This is a genomic window from Microbacterium sp. MRS-1, assembly GCF_000585455.1.
Taxonomy (GTDB): Bacteria; Actinomycetota; Actinomycetes; order Actinomycetales; family Microbacteriaceae; genus Microbacterium; species Microbacterium laevaniformans.
In genome coordinates, this window is sequence record NZ_JAUF01000010.1 from 118,634 (window position 1) to 135,650 (window position 17,017).

General features: G+C 67.2%; 21 protein-coding genes and 2 tRNA genes. 14 read left to right on the plus strand and 9 right to left on the minus strand.

Going from position 1 to position 17,017, the window contains the following annotated elements; translation table 11 throughout:
- The first annotated feature begins 50 nt into the window (after positions 1-50).
- From gatC to AS96_RS02750, 6 genes are read left to right on the plus strand one after another with little or no spacing between them, the layout of a single operon-like run.
- Positions 51-350: an Asp-tRNA(Asn)/Glu-tRNA(Gln) amidotransferase subunit GatC gene (gene gatC, locus AS96_RS02725; RefSeq protein ID WP_036285370.1), complete on the plus strand. Its 300-nt coding sequence runs from the start codon at positions 51-53 to the stop codon at positions 348-350.
- Positions 347-1,858, plus strand: a complete 1,512-nt coding sequence (gene gatA / locus AS96_RS02730) for an Asp-tRNA(Asn)/Glu-tRNA(Gln) amidotransferase subunit GatA (protein ID WP_036285373.1) — start codon at positions 347-349, stop codon at positions 1,856-1,858. Before gatC ends, gatA begins: the two co-directional genes overlap by 4 nt.
- The gene (gene gatB, locus AS96_RS02735) at positions 1,858-3,372 is read left to right on the plus strand and encodes an Asp-tRNA(Asn)/Glu-tRNA(Gln) amidotransferase subunit GatB (protein ID WP_036285376.1); all 1,515 of its coding nucleotides are present in this window, start codon (positions 1,858-1,860) and stop codon (positions 3,370-3,372) included. The genes gatA and gatB overlap by 1 nt, the downstream gene beginning before the upstream one ends.
- Before the next feature lie 60 nt (positions 3,373-3,432).
- On the plus strand, positions 3,433-4,692 hold the full coding sequence (dinB, locus tag AS96_RS02740; protein WP_036285379.1) for a DNA polymerase IV: 1,260 nt from the start codon (positions 3,433-3,435) through the stop codon (positions 4,690-4,692).
- Between the two features lie 22 nt (positions 4,693-4,714).
- Complete coding sequence (locus AS96_RS02745) at positions 4,715-5,035, plus strand: hypothetical protein (RefSeq protein WP_036285382.1); 321 nt, start codon at positions 4,715-4,717, stop codon at positions 5,033-5,035.
- Entirely contained in the window at positions 5,019-5,594 is a 576-nt protein-coding gene (locus AS96_RS02750) for an aminobenzoate synthetase (RefSeq protein WP_036285384.1), read from the plus strand. Before AS96_RS02745 ends, AS96_RS02750 begins: the two co-directional genes overlap by 17 nt.
- A 13-nt stretch (positions 5,595-5,607) precedes the next feature.
- On the opposite strand, the gene AS96_RS02755 is transcribed toward AS96_RS02750, so the two are convergent.
- The 5 genes from AS96_RS02755 to orn all read right to left on the minus strand — a co-directional run bounded on the left by AS96_RS02755 (position 5,608) and on the right by orn (position 7,479).
- Positions 5,608-6,093, minus strand: a complete 486-nt coding sequence (locus AS96_RS02755; RefSeq protein WP_036285387.1) for a DUF2017 family protein — start codon at positions 6,091-6,093, stop codon at positions 5,608-5,610.
- Positions 6,090-6,374, minus strand: coding sequence for an ATP-dependent Clp protease adapter ClpS (gene clpS / locus AS96_RS02760; RefSeq protein WP_036285390.1), 285 nt, complete (start codon positions 6,372-6,374; stop codon positions 6,090-6,092). Before clpS ends, AS96_RS02755 begins: the two co-directional genes overlap by 4 nt.
- Positions 6,371-6,721, minus strand: a complete 351-nt coding sequence (locus AS96_RS02765; RefSeq protein WP_036285558.1) for a metallopeptidase family protein — start codon at positions 6,719-6,721, stop codon at positions 6,371-6,373. Before AS96_RS02765 ends, clpS begins: the two co-directional genes overlap by 4 nt.
- Before the next feature lie 24 nt (positions 6,722-6,745).
- Positions 6,746-6,821 (minus strand) — tRNA-His (locus tag AS96_RS02770).
- Positions 6,822-6,855: 34 nt separating this feature from the next.
- On the minus strand, positions 6,856-7,479 hold the full coding sequence (gene orn, locus AS96_RS02775; RefSeq protein WP_036285393.1) for an oligoribonuclease: 624 nt from the start codon (positions 7,477-7,479) through the stop codon (positions 6,856-6,858).
- A gap of 86 nt (positions 7,480-7,565) precedes the next feature.
- Here orn and AS96_RS02780 point away from each other — a divergent pair.
- A tRNA-Arg gene (locus AS96_RS02780) sits at positions 7,566-7,637 on the plus strand.
- Between the two features lie 17 nt (positions 7,638-7,654).
- Here AS96_RS02780 and AS96_RS02785 read toward each other — a convergent pair.
- The gene (locus tag AS96_RS02785; RefSeq protein ID WP_036285395.1) at positions 7,655-8,716 is read right to left on the minus strand and encodes a methionine synthase; all 1,062 of its coding nucleotides are present in this window, start codon (positions 8,714-8,716) and stop codon (positions 7,655-7,657) included.
- Positions 8,713-9,705: a putative oxygenase MesX gene (locus AS96_RS02790; RefSeq protein WP_036285397.1), complete on the minus strand. Its 993-nt coding sequence runs from the start codon at positions 9,703-9,705 to the stop codon at positions 8,713-8,715. Before AS96_RS02790 ends, AS96_RS02785 begins: the two co-directional genes overlap by 4 nt.
- A 119-nt stretch (positions 9,706-9,824) precedes the next feature.
- Between AS96_RS02790 and AS96_RS02795 the strand changes: the two genes are divergently transcribed.
- Together AS96_RS02795 and AS96_RS02800 are read left to right on the plus strand one after the other, a co-directional pair.
- Positions 9,825-10,766, plus strand: a complete 942-nt coding sequence (locus tag AS96_RS02795) for a LysR family transcriptional regulator (RefSeq protein ID WP_036285399.1) — start codon at positions 9,825-9,827, stop codon at positions 10,764-10,766.
- 67 nt (positions 10,767-10,833) lie between these two features.
- Positions 10,834-11,043, plus strand: a complete 210-nt coding sequence (locus AS96_RS02800; RefSeq protein WP_036285410.1) for a hypothetical protein — start codon at positions 10,834-10,836, stop codon at positions 11,041-11,043.
- Between the two features lie 51 nt (positions 11,044-11,094).
- Here the strand turns inward: AS96_RS02800 and yczE are convergent, their stop codons facing one another.
- A complete protein-coding gene (gene yczE / locus AS96_RS02805) occupies positions 11,095-11,739 on the minus strand; it encodes a membrane protein YczE (protein ID WP_051498729.1) in 645 nt (214 codons plus the stop codon).
- A gap of 62 nt (positions 11,740-11,801) precedes the next feature.
- Between yczE and yczR the strand changes: the two genes are divergently transcribed.
- Positions 11,802-13,220: a MocR-like transcription factor YczR gene (gene yczR / locus AS96_RS02810; protein WP_036285414.1), complete on the plus strand. Its 1,419-nt coding sequence runs from the start codon at positions 11,802-11,804 to the stop codon at positions 13,218-13,220.
- A gap of 17 nt (positions 13,221-13,237) precedes the next feature.
- Here the strand turns inward: yczR and AS96_RS15600 are convergent, their stop codons facing one another.
- Positions 13,238-13,384 (minus strand): hypothetical protein, encoded by a 147-nt coding sequence (locus AS96_RS15600; protein ID WP_231477064.1) that lies wholly within the window; start codon positions 13,382-13,384, stop codon positions 13,238-13,240.
- A gap of 368 nt (positions 13,385-13,752) precedes the next feature.
- On the opposite strand from AS96_RS15600, the gene AS96_RS02820 reads away from it, so the two are divergent.
- Genes AS96_RS02820 through AS96_RS02835 form a run of 4 tightly spaced genes read left to right on the plus strand, consistent with a single transcriptional unit; the run spans position 13,753 to position 16,996 of the window.
- Complete coding sequence (locus AS96_RS02820; RefSeq protein ID WP_036285416.1) at positions 13,753-14,286, plus strand: single-stranded DNA-binding protein; 534 nt, start codon at positions 13,753-13,755, stop codon at positions 14,284-14,286.
- 19 nt (positions 14,287-14,305) lie between these two features.
- Positions 14,306-14,797, plus strand: coding sequence for a DUF6993 domain-containing protein (locus AS96_RS02825; protein WP_036285429.1), 492 nt, complete (start codon positions 14,306-14,308; stop codon positions 14,795-14,797).
- A gap of 53 nt (positions 14,798-14,850) precedes the next feature.
- Entirely contained in the window at positions 14,851-16,530 is a 1,680-nt protein-coding gene (gene ettA, locus AS96_RS02830; protein ID WP_036285431.1) for an energy-dependent translational throttle protein EttA, read from the plus strand.
- Entirely contained in the window at positions 16,523-16,996 is a 474-nt protein-coding gene (locus AS96_RS02835; RefSeq protein WP_005050305.1) for an acyl-CoA thioesterase, read from the plus strand. The genes ettA and AS96_RS02835 overlap by 8 nt, the downstream gene beginning before the upstream one ends.
- Positions 16,997-17,017 lie beyond the last annotated feature (21 nt).

Below are 17,017 nucleotides of genomic sequence, written 5' to 3' on the forward strand. Positions count from 1 at the left end.
GCCTATCGGCCGTGAGAAGCGGGCCGAAGGGGGCCGACTAGAATCGACGGGTGTCTGAAATCACCCCTGAACTCGTTCGCCATCTCGGCGTTCTGGCCCGGATTCAGCTCGACGAGCACGAGGTGCAGCGCCTGACGGGGCAGCTCTCGGTGATCGTCGACAACATCGCGAAGGTGTCCGAGGTGGCAACGCCCGACGTCCCCGCGACGAGCCATCCCCTCCCGCTCGAGAACGTCTTCCGTCCCGACGTCGTCGGCCAGATGCTGACGGTGGAGCAGGTGCTGCAGAACGCGCCGGACGCCGCCGACGGGCGCTTCCGTGTCACGGCGATTCTGGGGGAGGAGCAGTGACCGATCTCACACGGCTGAACGCCGCAGACCTGGCCGCACGACTGGCCTCCGGTGACGTGTCCAGCGTCGAAGCGACGCAGGCCCACCTCGACCGGATCGCCGCCGTCGACGGCGATGTGCACGCCTTCCTCCACGTGAGCGAACACGCCCTCGACGTGGCGGCCGACATCGACCGTCGCCGCGCCGCCGGTGAGTCCCTGGGCGAGCTCGCGGGCGTCCCGCTCGCGATCAAGGACGTGCTCGTCACGACGGACATGCCCTCCACCAGCGGATCCAAGATCCTCGAAGGCTTCCTCTCGCCCTACGACGCCACCGTCGTCGCGCGTTCGCGCGCCGCCGGCCTGGTGCCGCTCGGCAAGACGAACATGGATGAGTTCGCCATGGGATCGTCGACGGAGCATTCGGCGTACGGTCCCACCCACAACCCGTGGGACCTCGATCGCATCCCCGGAGGCTCCGGGGGCGGATCGGCGGCCGCCGTCGCCGCCTTCGAGGCTCCGCTGGCTCTCGGCTCGGACACGGGCGGATCGATCCGCCAGCCGGCGCACGTCACGGGAACCGTCGGCATGAAGCCGACCTACGGCGGGGTGAGCCGGTTCGGCGCCATCGCGCTGGCGTCCTCACTCGACCAGGTCGGTCCGGTCTCGCGCACCGTGCTCGACTCGGCGCTCCTGCACGACGTCATCGGCGGCCACGACCCGCACGATGCGACGTCGCTGACCGACAGCTGGCCCTCCTTTGCGGCGGCCGCACGCGAAGGCGCCGCCGGCGCCGGTCTGGCGGGCCTGAAGATCGGCGTCATCCGCGAGCTGCCCGACAGCGGCTTCCAGGCGGGCGTGTCGGCGTCCTTCCGGGCAGCGTTGGCTCTCCTGGAGGCGCAGGGCGCGGAGATCGTTGAGGTCAGCGCCCCGCACTTCGAGTACGGCGTCGCCGCGTATTACCTGATCCTTCCCGCGGAGGCGTCGAGCAACCTCGCCAAATTCGACTCCGTCCGTTTCGGCCTGCGAGTCGACGTTCCGGGCGGCACGGTCGAAGACGTCATGGCTGCCACTCGAGACGCCGGCTTCGGCGAGGAGGTGAAGCGTCGCATCATTCTCGGCACCTACGCGCTGTCGGCCGGATACTACGACGCCTACTACGGCAGCGCCCAGAAGGTGCGTACGCTCATCCAGCGCGACTTCGACGCGGCGTTCGCTCAGGTCGATGTCATCGCGACGCCGTCGGCTCCCACCACGGCGTTCAAGCTCGGCGAGAAGATCGATGACCCGCTGCAGATGTACCTCAACGATGTCACCACGATTCCGGTGAACCTGGCCGGCGTCCCCGGCATCTCGATTCCGTCGGGTCTGGCAGAGGAGGACGGGCTGCCCGTCGGCATCCAGTTCATCGCGCCGGCGCGCCAGGATGCCCGGTTGTATCGCGTGGGTGCGGCCGCCGAGGCCCTGCTCGTCGACTCATGGGGTGGTCCCTTGCTGGACCGCGCCCCGCTGCTGGGAGGGAACCGCTGATGGCTAAGGCCGCACTGATGGACTTCGACGACGCGCTGAAGCTGTACGAGCCGGTGCTCGGCTTCGAGGTGCACGTCGAACTCAACACCGAGACGAAGATGTTCTCGCCCGCGGGAAATCCGGCGCACGCTTCGAACCACGATGCCGCCCCCAACACCCTCGTGGCGCCTGTCGACATGGGCCTTCCGGGGTCGCTGCCGGTGGTCAACGAGACGGCGGTGCGGTTCTCGATCAGCCTCGGGCTCGCCCTCGGGTGCCAGATCGCGCCATCGAGCCGCTTCGCGCGCAAGAACTACTTCTACCCCGACCTCGGCAAGAACTACCAGATCTCGCAGTACGACGAGCCCATCGCCTTCGAGGGCCAGATCGAGGTGGAACTGACCGACGGGACGGTCTTCGAGGTGCCCATCGAGCGGGCGCATATGGAGGAGGATGCCGGCAAGCTCACGCACGTCGGCGGCTCCACCGGCCGCATTCAGGGCGCGGAGTACTCGCTCGTGGATTACAACCGCGCCGGCGTCCCGCTCGTGGAGATCGTGACGAAGCCGATCTTCGGCGCGGAACACCGTGCACCCGAGCTGGCCGCCGCGTACGTGCGGGCGATTCGCGACGTGGTGCTCTCGCTCGGCATCTCTGAGGCGCGCATGGAACGCGGAAACCTCCGCTGCGATGCGAACGTGTCCCTGCGCCCACGCGGGCAGGAGAAGCTCGGCACGCGCACCGAGACGAAGAACGTCAACTCGATGCGCTCGGTCGAACGCGCCGTGCGTTACGAGATTCAGCGTCAAGCGGCGATCCTCGCCGCGGGCGGGACGATCACGCAGGAGACGCGGCACTGGCACGAAGACACCGGCACGACCTCTCCGGGGCGTCCGAAGTCGGATGCCGACGACTACCGTTACTTCCCGGAGCCCGACCTCCTGCCCGTCGCGCCGTCCTCCGCGCTGGTCGAGTCGTTGCGTGCTGCTCTTCCGGAGCCGCCCGCCGCGCGTCGGCGACGTCTGAAGGCCGAGTGGGGCTTCGCCGACATCGATTTCCAGGGAATCGTGAACGCGGGCCTGCTCGCCGAGGTGGACGCGACCGTCGCAGCGGGCGCTGCGCCTGCGGCCGCGCGCAAGTGGTGGATGAGCGAGATCTCTCGCATCGCCAACGCTCAGGGAGTCGAAGCTTCATCGCTCGTCACCCCCGCGTCGGTGGCCGCGCTGCAGCAGCTCGTGGACGCCGGCACGCTCACCGACAAGCTGGCGCGTCAGGTGCTCGAAGGCGTCATCGCCGGCGAAGGCACGCCGCAGCAGGTCGTCGACGCACGCGGTCTTGCAGTCGTCTCAGACGACGGCGCGCTGATCGCCGCGATCGACGATGCTCTCGCCGCGCAGCCCGACGTGCTGGAGAAGATCCGCGACGGCAAGGTGCAGGCCGCCGGTGCCGTCATCGGCGCCGTGATGAAAGCGATGAAGGGTCAGGCCGACGCCGCACGCGTCCGCGAGCTCGTTCTCGAGCGCGCGGCGCAGTAGTCGCACACGCTGCCTTCTCGGTGGCGCCGCAATGTCGGCGGCGTCACCGAGAATGGACTCATGGGACGGGGTGACGGGTCGGGGCGGGTCGTCTCGCCGCCCGGTGCCGACGACACCGGCACGCGGATTCTTCACGTGGACATGGACGCCTTCTATGCGTCGGTCGAAGTCCTCCACGATCCCTCCCTGGCCGGCAAGCCGCTGATCGTCGGCGGTATGGAGGGACGCGGTGTGGTCTCCAGCGCCTCCTACGAGGCTCGTCGATTCGGCGTGCGGTCGGCAATGGGCGTCGCACAGGCTCTCCGGTTGTGTCCGCAGGCCGTCGTGGTCACTCCGCACTTCGAGCGGTATGCGAGCCTGTCACGTCAGGTGATGGCGATCTTCCACGACATCACCCCCCTCGTGGAGCCGCTCTCGATCGATGAGGCGTTCCTCGACGTGTCCGGCGCACGGCGGCTCTGGGGAACTCCGGGGGAGATCGCCCGGATGCTCCGGGCCCGCGTCAAAGCGGAGACGGGGCTTGTCTGCAGCGTCGGGGTGGCGGCCACGAAGCATGTGGCGAAGATCGCCTCCACGCGCTCGAAGCCCGACGGGCTGCTCATCGTCAGCGAACCCGACACCGCCGCCTTCCTCGCCGCGCTGCCCGTCTCGGCGCTGTGGGGGGTGGGGCCGAAGGCCGCGGAGACGCTGGAGGGTCGCGGCATCCGGCTCGTCTCCGACATCCTCGCCTCGCCGCGGGCCGTCCTGGATCGCGCACTCGGACCCGCCGGCGGGGAGCGCATCTGGCAACTCGCGCACGGCATCGACCCCCGAGCCGTCGAGACGGAACGCACGGAGAAGAGCATCGGGCATGAGGAGACCTTCCTCACCGACGTCGCCGATGCGGCGGTTCTTCGCAGCGAGCTTCGCCGGCTCTCCGATCGCGTCGCGGCACGTCTCCGCGACGGAGGCTGGCGAGCCGGAACCGTCGCGTTGAAGCTGCGCTATGCCGACTTCACCACGCTTTCGCGCTCGCTGTCGCTCGCGGAGCCGTCGGACGTCGGCCAGCGGATCGGCGACGTCGCGATCGGCTTGTTCGAGGCCCTGGAGCTGACCCAGCCGGTGCGCCTGATCGGCGTGCGCGCGGAGAAGCTGCGCGGCGGTGACGGTGGATCCGTGCCGCTCTGGGATGAGGATGCCGAGTGGCGACGGGTCGACGCGGCCTTGGACGACGCGCGTGAGCGTTTCGGTGGGGGAGCGGTCACCCGGGCGAGCGTCCTCGGCCCGCGCCGTGATGTGAATGCTCTGCCGACGAATCCGCGGCTCCCTCGCACCGAGTGAGCTTCCCGGCTACGGTGGGAACATGCCCAATCTCGCACTCGAACTCGGCAAGCAGTCGGCATCGCTCGGCGTCAACAGCGTCTACGGCGAGCAGCAGGACGTCGACGGCATTCGCCTCATCCCCGTGGCTCTGTCGTGGTCGGGCTTCGGCGCCGGCGAGGATGAGAGCGGCAACAACGGCGGGGGCGGCGGCGGCTTCGCGGTTCCCCTCGGTGCCTACATCCGCAAGGGCGACGATCTGCGTTTCGAGCCGAACCTCGTGTCGCTGGTCGCGGTGGCGATCCCCTTCGTGTGGGTTGCGGGACGCACGCTCAGCCGCATCATCCGTGCCCTCAAGCGCTGACGAGGTCGATGCGGCGCTCACGAGCGGGGTCGACCGCATCGAGTCCGCCATTGCGGCCTTGGAGCCGGAGATCACACCGATCGTCCTGATCGACGGACGTTCCGGCGCGGGCAAATCGACCCTCGCGCGACGGGTGCGCGAGCGGTGGGGGCGCCCCGTCAGCATGATCGGCCTCGACGAGCTGTATCCGGGGTGGGACGGGCTCTCGGCCGGTTCAACTCTGGCGCGGGAGTTCATCCTGATCCCCGTCAGCGAGGCAAGGGCGGCCGTGTGGCGACGGTGGGACTGGGCAGCCGATCGTCCGGGGGCCGAGGTGGAGACGCCCGCCGACGTCCCCCTGATCCTCGAGGGAGCAGGGGTGCTCACCCCGAGCACCGCGCCTCTGGCGCACGTGCGCGTGTGGGTGGAATCGCCCGAGAGTGCGCGGCGCGATCGCGCGCTCGCTCGAGACGGCGACACCTACCGTCCGCACTGGCGTCGCTGGGCCGACCAGGAAGAGGAGCACCTGCGCGCGCATCGCCCGCAATCGCTCGCAACGATCGTCATCGACGTCCCGTGAGGGCTGGGGGCGGTCAGTCCTCGATCGCCTGGAGCAGGCCTTCGAGGCGGAAGCCCAGCCAGTTGTAGACACCGAAGCGGGGGTCGTCGTCCTGCTCCTCTTCTGTGGTGATCCCGAGGCGTGTCGCGATCACCAGCCGCACCGCGGTCAACGTTCGCAACCACGCCGCGACAGCACCGGCATCCAGTTCGACGATCACCTCGGCCTCGGCGTCTGCGCGGTCCAGGTCTTGCGGACGCCGCGTCTGGCCATCGCGTTGCAGCGTCGCCAGCACCAGCGCCGCATCATCACGACGCCGATCGAGGAGGTCGTCCTGGGTCAGACGACGAAACTCCGCGGCATCCTCCGCAGCGTCCCGGTAGCCGTCGGGAACGAGGCGCGCGACGCCCGGATCATCGACTCCGTCGATGGCCTCGGCGAGCAGATCCGTGAACTGCAGGACGATGTCCGTGAGATGCGCGGCTTCCAGCGCGGACACCGTCATCCGCACCCTCGTCATGTGTCGGCCCTCCTGACGGTCGCCCAGAGGCCGTAGTCGTGCATCGCCTGGACGTGGAACTCCATCTGCTCACGCGCGCCCTCCGCGACGACCGCGTGGCCCTCGTGGTGCACCAGCAGCATCAGACGCTCGGCGTGCTCGCGGGTGTAACCGAAGTAGGTGCGGAAGACATGCACGACGTAGCTCATCAAGTTGACCGGATCGTTCCAGACCACCGTCTGCCAGGGACCGGTCACCTCCGAGCGCTCCTCCAGGCGGACATCCTCGAGGGGAATCGTCATGCCCAACCCAACTCGTGCAGGCGCTCGTCGTCGATCCCGTAGAAGTGCGCGATCTCGTGCACCAGTGTGGTGTGCACTTCGTCCCGGAGCTCCACGATCGAGCCGCAGGCGTGCAAATGCGGCTCACGGTAGAGGATGATCCGGTCGGGCAGCTCCCCGGTGCCGTAACGGTCGCGCTCTGTCAACGCCAGACCGTCGTAGAGACCGAGCAGGTCGAGGGAACCGTCCTCGGGCCGGTCCTCGACGACGAAGACGACGTTGTCGAGTCCGACGAGCATGCGCTCGGGCAGCAGATCGAGTTCGTCGGAGACGAGAGCTTCGAACGCGTCGGCGTCCATCTCGATCATGTCGACATCCCGATCGGGGAGAAGTGGGGTGGCTAACGGGGCTTGAACCCGCGACCCCCGCGACCACAACGCGGTGCTCTACCAACTGAGCTATAGCCACCATGCGCCTGCTTCCAGGCAACCAGACGATTGTATTACACACCGGAGGCATACGACGACACGACGGCGGCCGCCGCGTCGCGTGCCTGGTCGCTGGAGGGCCCCGGCTCCGGAACGAAGACGGCCTGCCGGTAGTACGCCAGCTCACGAATCGACTCGAGGATGTCGGCCAGTGCCCGGTGGCCACCGTCCTTCGCCGGCGCGTTGAAGTACGCCCGCGGGTACCAGCGACGAGACAGCTCTTTGATGCTGGAGACGTCGACGCTGCGGTAATGGAGCCAGCGGTCGACACGCGGCATGTACTTTGCAAGGAACATCCGGTCGGTGCCGATCGTGTTTCCCGCAAGCGGCGCCTTGCCCTCAGGAGCGAACCTCTGGATGTACTCGAGAGCTTCGAACTCCGCCTCGGCCAGGCTGATACCGTCCGGGATCTCGGCGAGGAGCCCGGATGTCTCGTGCATACGGGTGACGAAATCGTTCATGTTCGCCAGCGCCGAGGCGTCAGGTTTGATCACCACCTGGAAGCCGGGGTCGAGGACGTTGAGCTCGAAGTCGGTGACCACGATCGCGATCTCGACGAGTTCGTCGACGTCGAGGTCGAGACCGGTCATCTCGCAATCGATCCAGACGAGACGATCGTTCTCCGCGGCATTCACCATGCGTTCATCCTAATGAGGGCCTGCGACCTCGGCACCGATGCGTCACGATCAGCGACGGGCCGGCGACCACAGTACGCTGGGAGAGCGCCTCCGTAGCTCAGTGGAAGAGCGACGGCCTTCTAATCCGTTGGTCGCAGGTTCGAATCCTGCCGGGGGCACCGCATCGAGCCGCGCGTCACGAGTCTGCGCCTGCCAGCTCGGCGCGTACGAGTGCTGCTCCGGCGGACAGTGCGCTCAGTTTGCCGAATGCGACCTCCCGTGACAGCGGGGCCATCCCGCAGTTCGAACTCGGAATCAGCTTGTCGGCGTCGACGAACGGCAACGCCCGCCGCAGCACCGCCGCGACCTCTTCCGGGGTCTCGACGTGCGCGCTGGCCACGTCGAGGGCGCCGAGCATGACCTTCTTGCCGCGGATGAGTTCGATGAGCTCGATCGGCACATTCGAGTGCTGGCTCTCCAGCGAGACGATATCGATACGCGAGCGCTGCAGAAGAGGGAAGGACTCCTCGTACTGACGCCACTCGGATCCGAGTGTCGCCTTCCAATCGGTGTTCGCCTTGATGCCGTACCCGTAGCAGATGTGCACCGCGGTCTCGACGCGCAGGCCCTCCGCGGCGCGTTCGAGCGCAGCGATTCCCCAGTCCTTCAACTCGTCGAAGAAGACGTTGAACGCCGGCTCGTCGAACTGGATGATGTCCACTCCGGCGGCTTCGAGTTCGCGAGCCTCCTCATTGAGGATCGTCGCGAACTCCCACGCGAGCCTTTCACGGCTGCCATAGTGCCGATCCGCCAACGTGTCGATCATCGTCATCGGTCCTGGCAGAGCCCATTTGATGGGCAGATCGGTCTGCCCGCGCAAGAACGCCGCATCCTCGACGAAGACGGACGCGCGACGACCGACCGCGCCGACCACCGTCGGCACGCTGGCGTCGTAGCGGTTGCGGATACGCACCGTCTCGCGGTTGTCGAAGTCGACGCCGTCGAGGTGCTCGATGAAGGTCGTGACGAAGTGCTGACGGGTCTGTTCGCCATCGGTGATGATGTCGACGCCGCGCCGCTGCTGCTCGTGCACCACGGCGCGCAGCGCGTCGCGTTTGCCATCGGCGAGCACGTCGCCGTGCAGCTGCCACGGCGACCAGAGCACCTCGGGCTCGGCGAGCCAGGCGGGCTTGGGGAGGCTGCCGACCGTCGTCACCGGCAGCAGAGGAGCCTGATGGACGGTGCCGTCGCCGGTCATGCGACGGGCTCCGCCACGCCGGCGATCCACTGTTCCAGGGTCTGGAGGTGGGGCTTCACGAAGTACTCCTCGGCGTAGCGGCCCTGGGTGACGGCCAGCTGGCTGCGCTCCTCACGGTCGTAGTCGATCTCGGTGCGGACGAAGTCGACATGATCCAGGGTGGGACGGTAGACCTCGCCGGCGGGGGTGAGTGCGTTGTACACCTCGGGACGATAGATCTTCTGGAACGTCTCCATCGTCGCGATCGTGCCGATCAGTTGCAGATCGGAGAAGTCGTTCAGCAGGTCGCCGCGGAAGTAGAACGCCAGTGGCGCGACGGAGCCGCGCGGCATGAAGTAGCGCACCTGCAGACCCATCCGCGCGAAGTAATCGTCGGTGAGAGAGAAGGCATCCTGAACGTACTCGGTGCCGAGCACCGGGTGCACGAGGCCCGTGCGACGGTACGCGCGGCTGGTCGACACGCTGATGCAGATCACCGGCGAACCCGCGAAGCGCTGCCGGTAGGCATCCGACGCCAAGAACCGTTGGAAGAGCTCACCGTGCAGGATGCCGAAATCCTCCGGAACGGTGAACGTCCCCGCGGCGGCTGTCGCTGCCGGCAGCACGACGCTGAAATCGTAGTCGCGCAGATATGAGGAGAAGTTGTTCCCGACGATGCCGCGGTGGCGCTCACCCGTGCGGTGATCGAGGATGCCGACGTCGAGAACCTCGATGATGGGGAAGCGCTCGGCCTCGGCCGTGTCGTCGAATTGCAGCTGCACCGTGACGATGTCGAGTTCGACCCGATAGCGCTCGGCGCCCTGATCGTCGCCGGCGGCGAGCTCGTTGAACCGACGGTCGATCATCGCGAGCGCGTTGCGGAGGTTCTGGCGGCGCCCGGCGCCACGCGCCAGATTCGCGAAGTTCGTCGTCACACGCGAATGTGCGGCGGGTGCGTAATCCTCGTCGAAACGAGTGGTCGTGATGCTGAAAGCGATGTCGTTCGCCATGCGAGGGCCAATCCTAGGCAGGGGCCGGTACGGCCGCGAATGATGCTGATCCGAGCATGCGGGACGAGCGCTGTCATCGAGTAATGCGCTCAAACTATGCGCCCATATAGTCTGTGGCTATGTCTCGGCCCCCGATGGGAATCACACTGCAGCAGCTCCAGTACTTCATCGAGGTCGCTGCGGAGGGGTCGATCAGTGCGGCGGCCGACCTGCTGTTCGTGTCGCAGCCGACGATGTCCGCTGCGATGCGCGACCTCGAGAAGAAGATCGGACGCGACCTGCTGCTGCGAACCGCCCGCGGAGTGAGCCTGACCACCGACGGCATCGAGTTCCTCGGATACGCCCGCCAGGTCGTCGAGCAGGCTGCACTGCTCGAACAGCGCTACCTCGGCGCTGCTCCCTCACGGCGCCTGCTGGGCGTCTCCACCCAGCACTACTCCTTCGCCGTCGACGCGTTCGTCCGCATGGTCAGAGCAACTGATGCCGCCGAGTACGAGTTCTCGCTGCGGGAGACGCGCACCTTCGACATCATCGAGGATGTGCGCACGCTGCGCAGCGAACTCGGCATCCTGTTTCGCAATGAGTTCAACCGCAACGTCATCGGAAAGCTCCTGCGCGACTCGGGGTTGGCATTTCACACGCTCTTCGTCGCTGCACCGCACGTCTTCGTCTCGCGCCGAAACCCGCTCTCGCTGCAGCGGAGCGTGAGTCTCGAAGACCTCTCATCGTTGCCTCGACTCACGTTCGATCAGGGTGCGAACAACTCGTTCTACTTCGCCGAAGAGATCCTGTCGACGCTGTCGAGCTCGCGCGAGATCCGCGTCTCGGATCGCGCCACGATCTTCAACCTGATGATCGGCTTGAACGGTTACACCATCTCGACGGGCATCATCAGCGACGACCTCGATCCCGAGATCGTGGCCGTTGCGCTCGACGTCGACGAGCAGATCGAGATCGGATGGATCGGGCGCACGGCGGTGCCGTTGACCGACCAGGCCCAGCGCTACCTCACCGAACTGCGCCAGGTGGTGGCCGGCTTCGGAGTGTCGCTCGTCGGATGACGGTGAGCCGACCCCTCGATAGTTCCGCCGCGAGCGCGTACCGTCGGCGGTGACGAGAGGAGTCATCATGACCTCGGCATCATCCACCTTGTGGGTCGCATACGGCACTGACGGCAACGTCGTCGGCACGGTGAGAAAGAGCGAGGAGGGCTACACGCCCACGGTCGCCGGCGCCACCGCGAGTGTCGGCACGTATCCGTCCATGGAGGTCGCGAAGAGCGCCCTCCACAGCCACCTTGCTCCCGGGTCCGACTGGCCGCAGTTCCGCCAGCACTAGGCGCTCTGCTGCGCAGCCCGCACCGCCACGGCGCGTCCCTGCGCGATCGGATCAGCCCACGCGCGGGGCGCCCGCCGCCGCGACCGGGTCTCGACCGGGGTCGACCTGGGCCGCGGCCCCGCGACGTGACACGTCGAGCAGTCGCAGAGCGACGTGGACCAGGGGACCGATGCCGGCTGCGAACAGCACCGTGCCGAGTCCCACGGTGCCGCCGAGGAGCCACCCGAACAGAAGCACGGTCGCCTCGATCGTGAGTCGACATGCCCACACCGGCCACCCGAGCCGGGAGTTCATGCCGGTCATGAGGCCATCGCGCGGCCCCGGCCCCAAATGCGCTCCGATGTAGATTCCCGACGCCAGCGCGACCAGCGCCATCCCGCCGAGGAACACGATCACTTGCGTCACGAATCCGTTCATCGCCGGAAGCGCCAAGATCGTCAGCTGCATGCTGGTTCCGACGAGGAGAATGTTGGCAAGGGTGCCGATGCCCGGCCGTTGGCGCAGCGGAATCCACAGCAGCAGCACGAGCAGGCCGACGAGGTTCGTGATCCATCCGATGCCCACCCCCGTCTGCACCGACAGTCCCTGCGCGAAGACCGTCCAAGGATCCACGCCGATCTGGGCCTGCACCATGACGCCGCAACCAACGCCGTAGAGGATGAGACCGATGAGCAGGCGAGCAAGACGTGCAGTCATGCAGCAATCCAATCTCACAATTGGACATCTACTACCAGTCCAATTCGGATACTGTGGCCACCATGGACTCGAGGATCGGGGCGCGGACGTTCGCCGGGATGCTGGGCGGGTGGCGCACGCGGGAGCCGGCGTATGAGGCCCTCGCCGACAGCATCCGCATCCTGTGCCTCGACAACCGCATCGCCGCGCACACCGCTCTTCCCGCCGAACGAGAACTCGCCGCTGCACTCTCGGTGAGCCGAACGACGGTCGCTGCGGCATATCGCAGCCTGCGCGACACCGGTCATATCGCAAGCCTTCGCGGATCGGGAAGCGTGACGACGGCGCGGCCGAGCCGTGACATCGGAGGCGCAGCGGCCACGACCGGCGCCATCGATTTGCAACAGGCCAGTCCCGCCGCGTGGCCGGGGCTCGCCGGCATCATCGCGGAGGCCGCGGCGGATGCCGCACGCATCGTCGCTCGGTCGGGCTATGACATCCGGGGCGCCATCGAACTCCGAGAAGCGATTGCAGACCGATACAGCGCACGCGGCATCCCGACCGACCCGAGCCAGATCGTCGTGACGACAGGTGCGCAGTCGGCGATCCACCTCCTGTCGACCGTTCTCGTCGGTCGTGGGGATCGGGTGGTCATCGAGACGCCGACGTACCCCCATGCGGCCGAGGCGATTCGTGCCGCCGGCGCGCGACTGGTAGCTGTGCCGGTCACGATCGGCGGAGGCTGGGACCTCGATCGCGCGGCTCAAGTGTTCACACGAACGCAGCCACGGATGGCCTATCTGATGCCACGCTTCCAGAACCCGACGGGCCGCTCGATGACGGACGAGGAAGAGGCAGCCTTCGCACACGCTGCCCGCGCCTCGCGCTCCACTCTCGTCATCGACGAGACCACCGCCGATCTGACCATCGACGTTCCCGCCGCATCACCGGCGTTCGGCCACGATGCCGTGGTGCGCGTCGGCTCGCTCGGCAAGATCGTCTGGGGTGGTCTGCGCATCGGGTGGATCCGCGCGGACGGGGAACTCGTGCAGCGAATCGTCGCGGCGCGCCCCGCCAGGGAACTGGGCACACCGGATTTCGAGCAGGCGGTCGCCGCTCGTCTCTTCAGCCACCTGCCGGAGATTCTCACGCAGCGTTCTCTGCTGCTCAGATCGGGCCGAGACGCTCTCGTCGATGCGCTCACCCGCCGCCTGCCGGAGTGGAAGATCCCGCAGGTGCACGGCGGCGTGGCGCTCTGGGTGGAGCTGGATGCGCCTCTGAGCACGGGGCTCGTCCTCGCAGCCCGCGCCCATGGCGTTTCTCTCTCGTCCGGGTCGCGATTCGGGGTCGACGGGACGCACGACCGTCATCTCCGCCTGCCTTTCACGGCACCACCCGAGGAGCTCCGACGCGCCGTCGACACGCTCGCCGACGCGTGGCCCTCGGTGCGAGCCGCCGCCCCCGTGCACGGCGGCGAGATCCTCGACGCGGTGGTGGTGTGACGAGCGCGGCTTGCTCGTCAGCGCAGATACGCCAGGCACTCGACCGCCTCGTCGAGCCTGCAGAACGAGCCCAGCTCGCGCATTCTGGCTCGGGCGAGTTCGAAGCGCTCCGCGTGAAAACGCGTCCCCTGCGCCGACTGCTCGCGCCGGACGTGTCCGATCACGATGCCGCGTCTGTCGATGACCCTCCACCGACGGTCGGACACCGCTCGCAAGGAACACCCGCGCACGGACCGAGGTAGGGCCGTTGCCGCACTGATCATGTCGCCACTCCCGTCACCGTCACCGACACCGCCACTTTCGAAGATACGTTCTCCCTCCGACATCGTCGGCACCCCCGGGCGCCGCCGTCGGACGACCGATCGACGCCTCCTCCCCATCTCTGCGCTTCGGCGCCGTCTCCACAATCTGCTCGCGCCTCGCGTCGACGCTCTGCGGCGAGAAGGACGCTGGGGGTGCCGCGGCGCACGAAGGATACGCCGGTCGCGGCGCCAGCCGGATCGTCCGGGCATCGAAGACAAGGAGAGTCATCATGAGCGATCGCATCACCGTCATCGGCAACGTCGCGTCCCAGCCCGAGCGTCGGGAACTGCCGGGCGGCATCCCCGCCATCAGTTTTCGACTCGCGAGCAGCGAACGACGCCTCGAGAACGGTCAGTGGGTCGACAGTCACACCAATTGGTACTGGGTTTCGGCATACAGGAAGCTGGCCGATCACGCCCTGGCATCGTTGGAGAAGGGGCAGCGGGTCATCGTCACCGGACGGTTCCGCGTCAAGCAATGGGAGTCGGGAGGAAAGAGCGGATCCTCCGCCGAGATCGACGCCGAAGGACTCGGCCATGACCTCATGTTCGGCACCACGAGCTTCCAGAAGGGAACCACACCGTCGGCGTCCGCTACTGTGGCGCAAAGCACGGTGTGGGCCGTGCCCGGCGACGGCCCCTCCGACATCCCACAGAGCACGGAGGCTTCCAGCGACGCGGCCTCCTCACCCGAAGAACCGGATGTCGCCCTCGTCGGCGCCAGCGGGTGGGCCACAGCGGGCGAGGACACAACCCCGTTCTGACGCCGCCTAGACTCGTGACGTGCGAAACGTCGGTCAGCGTGCGGTCCCTTTCTCCCTCGCCGCATGCGTCGGCGTGGTCCTCATGCTCAGCGGCTGCACCACCGCAGCCCCCACCCCGACACCCACACTGTCGGTGTCCCTCACGCCCACGGCAACACCCACACCGACTCCGACGGGACCAGCGCTGATGCCGAACGGCTCTGCCACCCAGAATCTGCCCTACTTCACGTCGATCATCGACGCGGTGGCGTCCGGTCCACAGACGGCGCAGGGGCGGGCATACATCGACGCGCTCACTGCGGGCGGCTTCGACAAGTCGGCCATGGAAGTCACGCAGGATCTGACGACGGTCGGAAATCAGGCCGACTCGATCCAGTTCTCCGTCAAGTGGAAGGGCGAGTGCCTGGTCGGACAGGTCGGCCCGTCGGTACCCGGCCCGCAGGCGCGCGTGCTTCCGCTCGTGCCGGAGGGCACGTGCCTGGTCGGACAGACACGCCCGATCGACTGGTGACCAGCCGCCCGCACGCCGTGGAGGTCACCACGGCCGCGTAGACTTGGCCCGTTATGGCCGAATACATCTACTCCATGGTCCGTGCCCGCAAAGCGGTGGGCGAGAAGCTCATCCTCGACGACGTCACGATGGCGTTCCTCCCCGGGGCCAAGATCGGCATGGTCGGCCCCAACGGCGCCGGCAAGTCGACGATCCTGAAGATCATGGCCGGTCTGGACGCGCCGTCCAACGGTGAGGCCAAGCTGACGCCGGGCTTCACTGTCGGCATCCTGATGCAGGAGCCCGAGCTCGACGAGACCAAGACGGTCCTGGAGAACATCCAGGAGGGCGTGGCGATCAAGGCCAAGGTCGACCGCTTCAACGAGATCTCGGCGCTCATGGCCGACCCGGACGCAGATTTCGATTCCCTGCTGGCCGAGATGGGCGTGCTGCAGGAGGAGATCGACGCGGCCGACGGCTGGGACCTCGACTCGCAGCTCGAGCAGGCCATGGACGCGCTGCGCACCCCGCCCGCGGACGAGCCCGTGACCAAGCTCTCCGGAGGCGAGCGCCGCCGGGTGGCACTGGCGAAGCTGCTGCTGCTGGAGCCCGACCTGCTGCTGCTGGACGAGCCCACCAACCACCTCGACGCGGAGAGCGTTCTCTGGCTCGAACAGCACCTGCAGTCGTACAAGGGCGCGGTCATCGCCATCACCCACGACCGGTACTTCCTCGACAATGTCGCGGAGTGGATCGCCGAGGTCGACCGCGGCCGGCTCATCGGCTACGAGGGCAACTATTCGACCTATCTGGAGAAGAAGGCCGAGCGCCTCGACATCCAGGGCAAGAAGGACGCGAAGCTCGCCAAGCGCCTCAAGGACGAGCTCGACTGGGTCCGTTCCTCGGCGAAGGGGCGTCAGACGAAGTCGAAGGCTCGTCTCGCCCGATACGAAGAGATGGCGTCCGAGGCGGAGCGTACGCGCAAGCTCGATTTCGAAGAGATCCAGATCCCGGCAGGTCCCCGATTGGGCAGCGTCGTCATCGAAGCCAAGAAGCTCCAGAAGGGCTTCGGCGATCGCTCCCTCATCGACGGGCTGAGCTTCAGCCTGCCCCCGAACGGCATCGTGGGTGTCATCGGCCCCAACGGCGTCGGAAAGACGACGCTCTTCAAGACGATCGTGGGCCTCGAGCCGCTCGACGGCGGCGATCTCAAGGTCGGCGAGACGGTCAAGATCAGCTACGTCGACCAGAGCCGCGCCAACATCGACCCGAACAAGACGCTGTGGGAGGTCGTCTCGGACGGCCTCGACATCATCACGGTCGGCAAGACCGAGATCCCCTCGCGTGCCTATGTGTCGAAGTTCGGCTTCAAGGGCCCGGACCAGCAGAAGAAGGCGGGGGTGCTCTCCGGCGGTGAGCGCAACCGTCTCAACCTGGCACTCACCCTGAAGGAGGGCGGCAACCTGCTCCTGCTCGACGAGCCCACCAACGACCTCGATGTCGAGACGCTGAGCTCGCTCGAGAACGCCCTCCTGGAGTTCCCGGGCTGCGCGGTGGTGATCACCCACGACCGGTGGTTCCTCGACCGCATCGCGACCCACATCCTCGCCTACGAGGGCACCGACGAGCACCCCGACAAGTGGTACTGGTTCGAGGGCAACTTCGAGGCGTACGAGGCCAACAAAATCGAGCGCCTCGGCCCGGACGCGGCCAAGCCGCACCGCTCGACCCACCGCAAGCTCACCCGTGACTGAGCGACTGCACGTCCCCATCCACCTGCGATGGGGCGACCTCGACGCCTTCAACCACGTCAACAACGCGACGATGCTGAAGCTGCTCGAAGAAGCGCGCGTGCGGGTGTTCTGGACGCCGGTCTTCGGCGACGAAGCACCCGACACGGCGGTGATCGAGGCGGGTACGGATGCCGGTGTGCTGACGCTCATCGCTCATCAGGAGATCGAGTACCTCGCGCCGGTGCCGTACCGGCGCGAGCCGCTCGACATCCAGATGTGGTTCGGAAAGCTCGGGGGATCGAGCATCGAGGTCTGCTACGAGGTCTACAGCCCGCGCGGCGACGAGCGTCAGACGCTGTATGCGAAGGCATCCTCATCCGTCGTGCTCGTCGAAGCAGACACCTTCCGACCGGTGCGACTCACCGACACGATGCGTGACGCGTGGGCTCCCTACCTCGGTGACCCGGTGTCGTTCCGGCGGCGCTGACAGCCCGACGAGTCAGCCGGT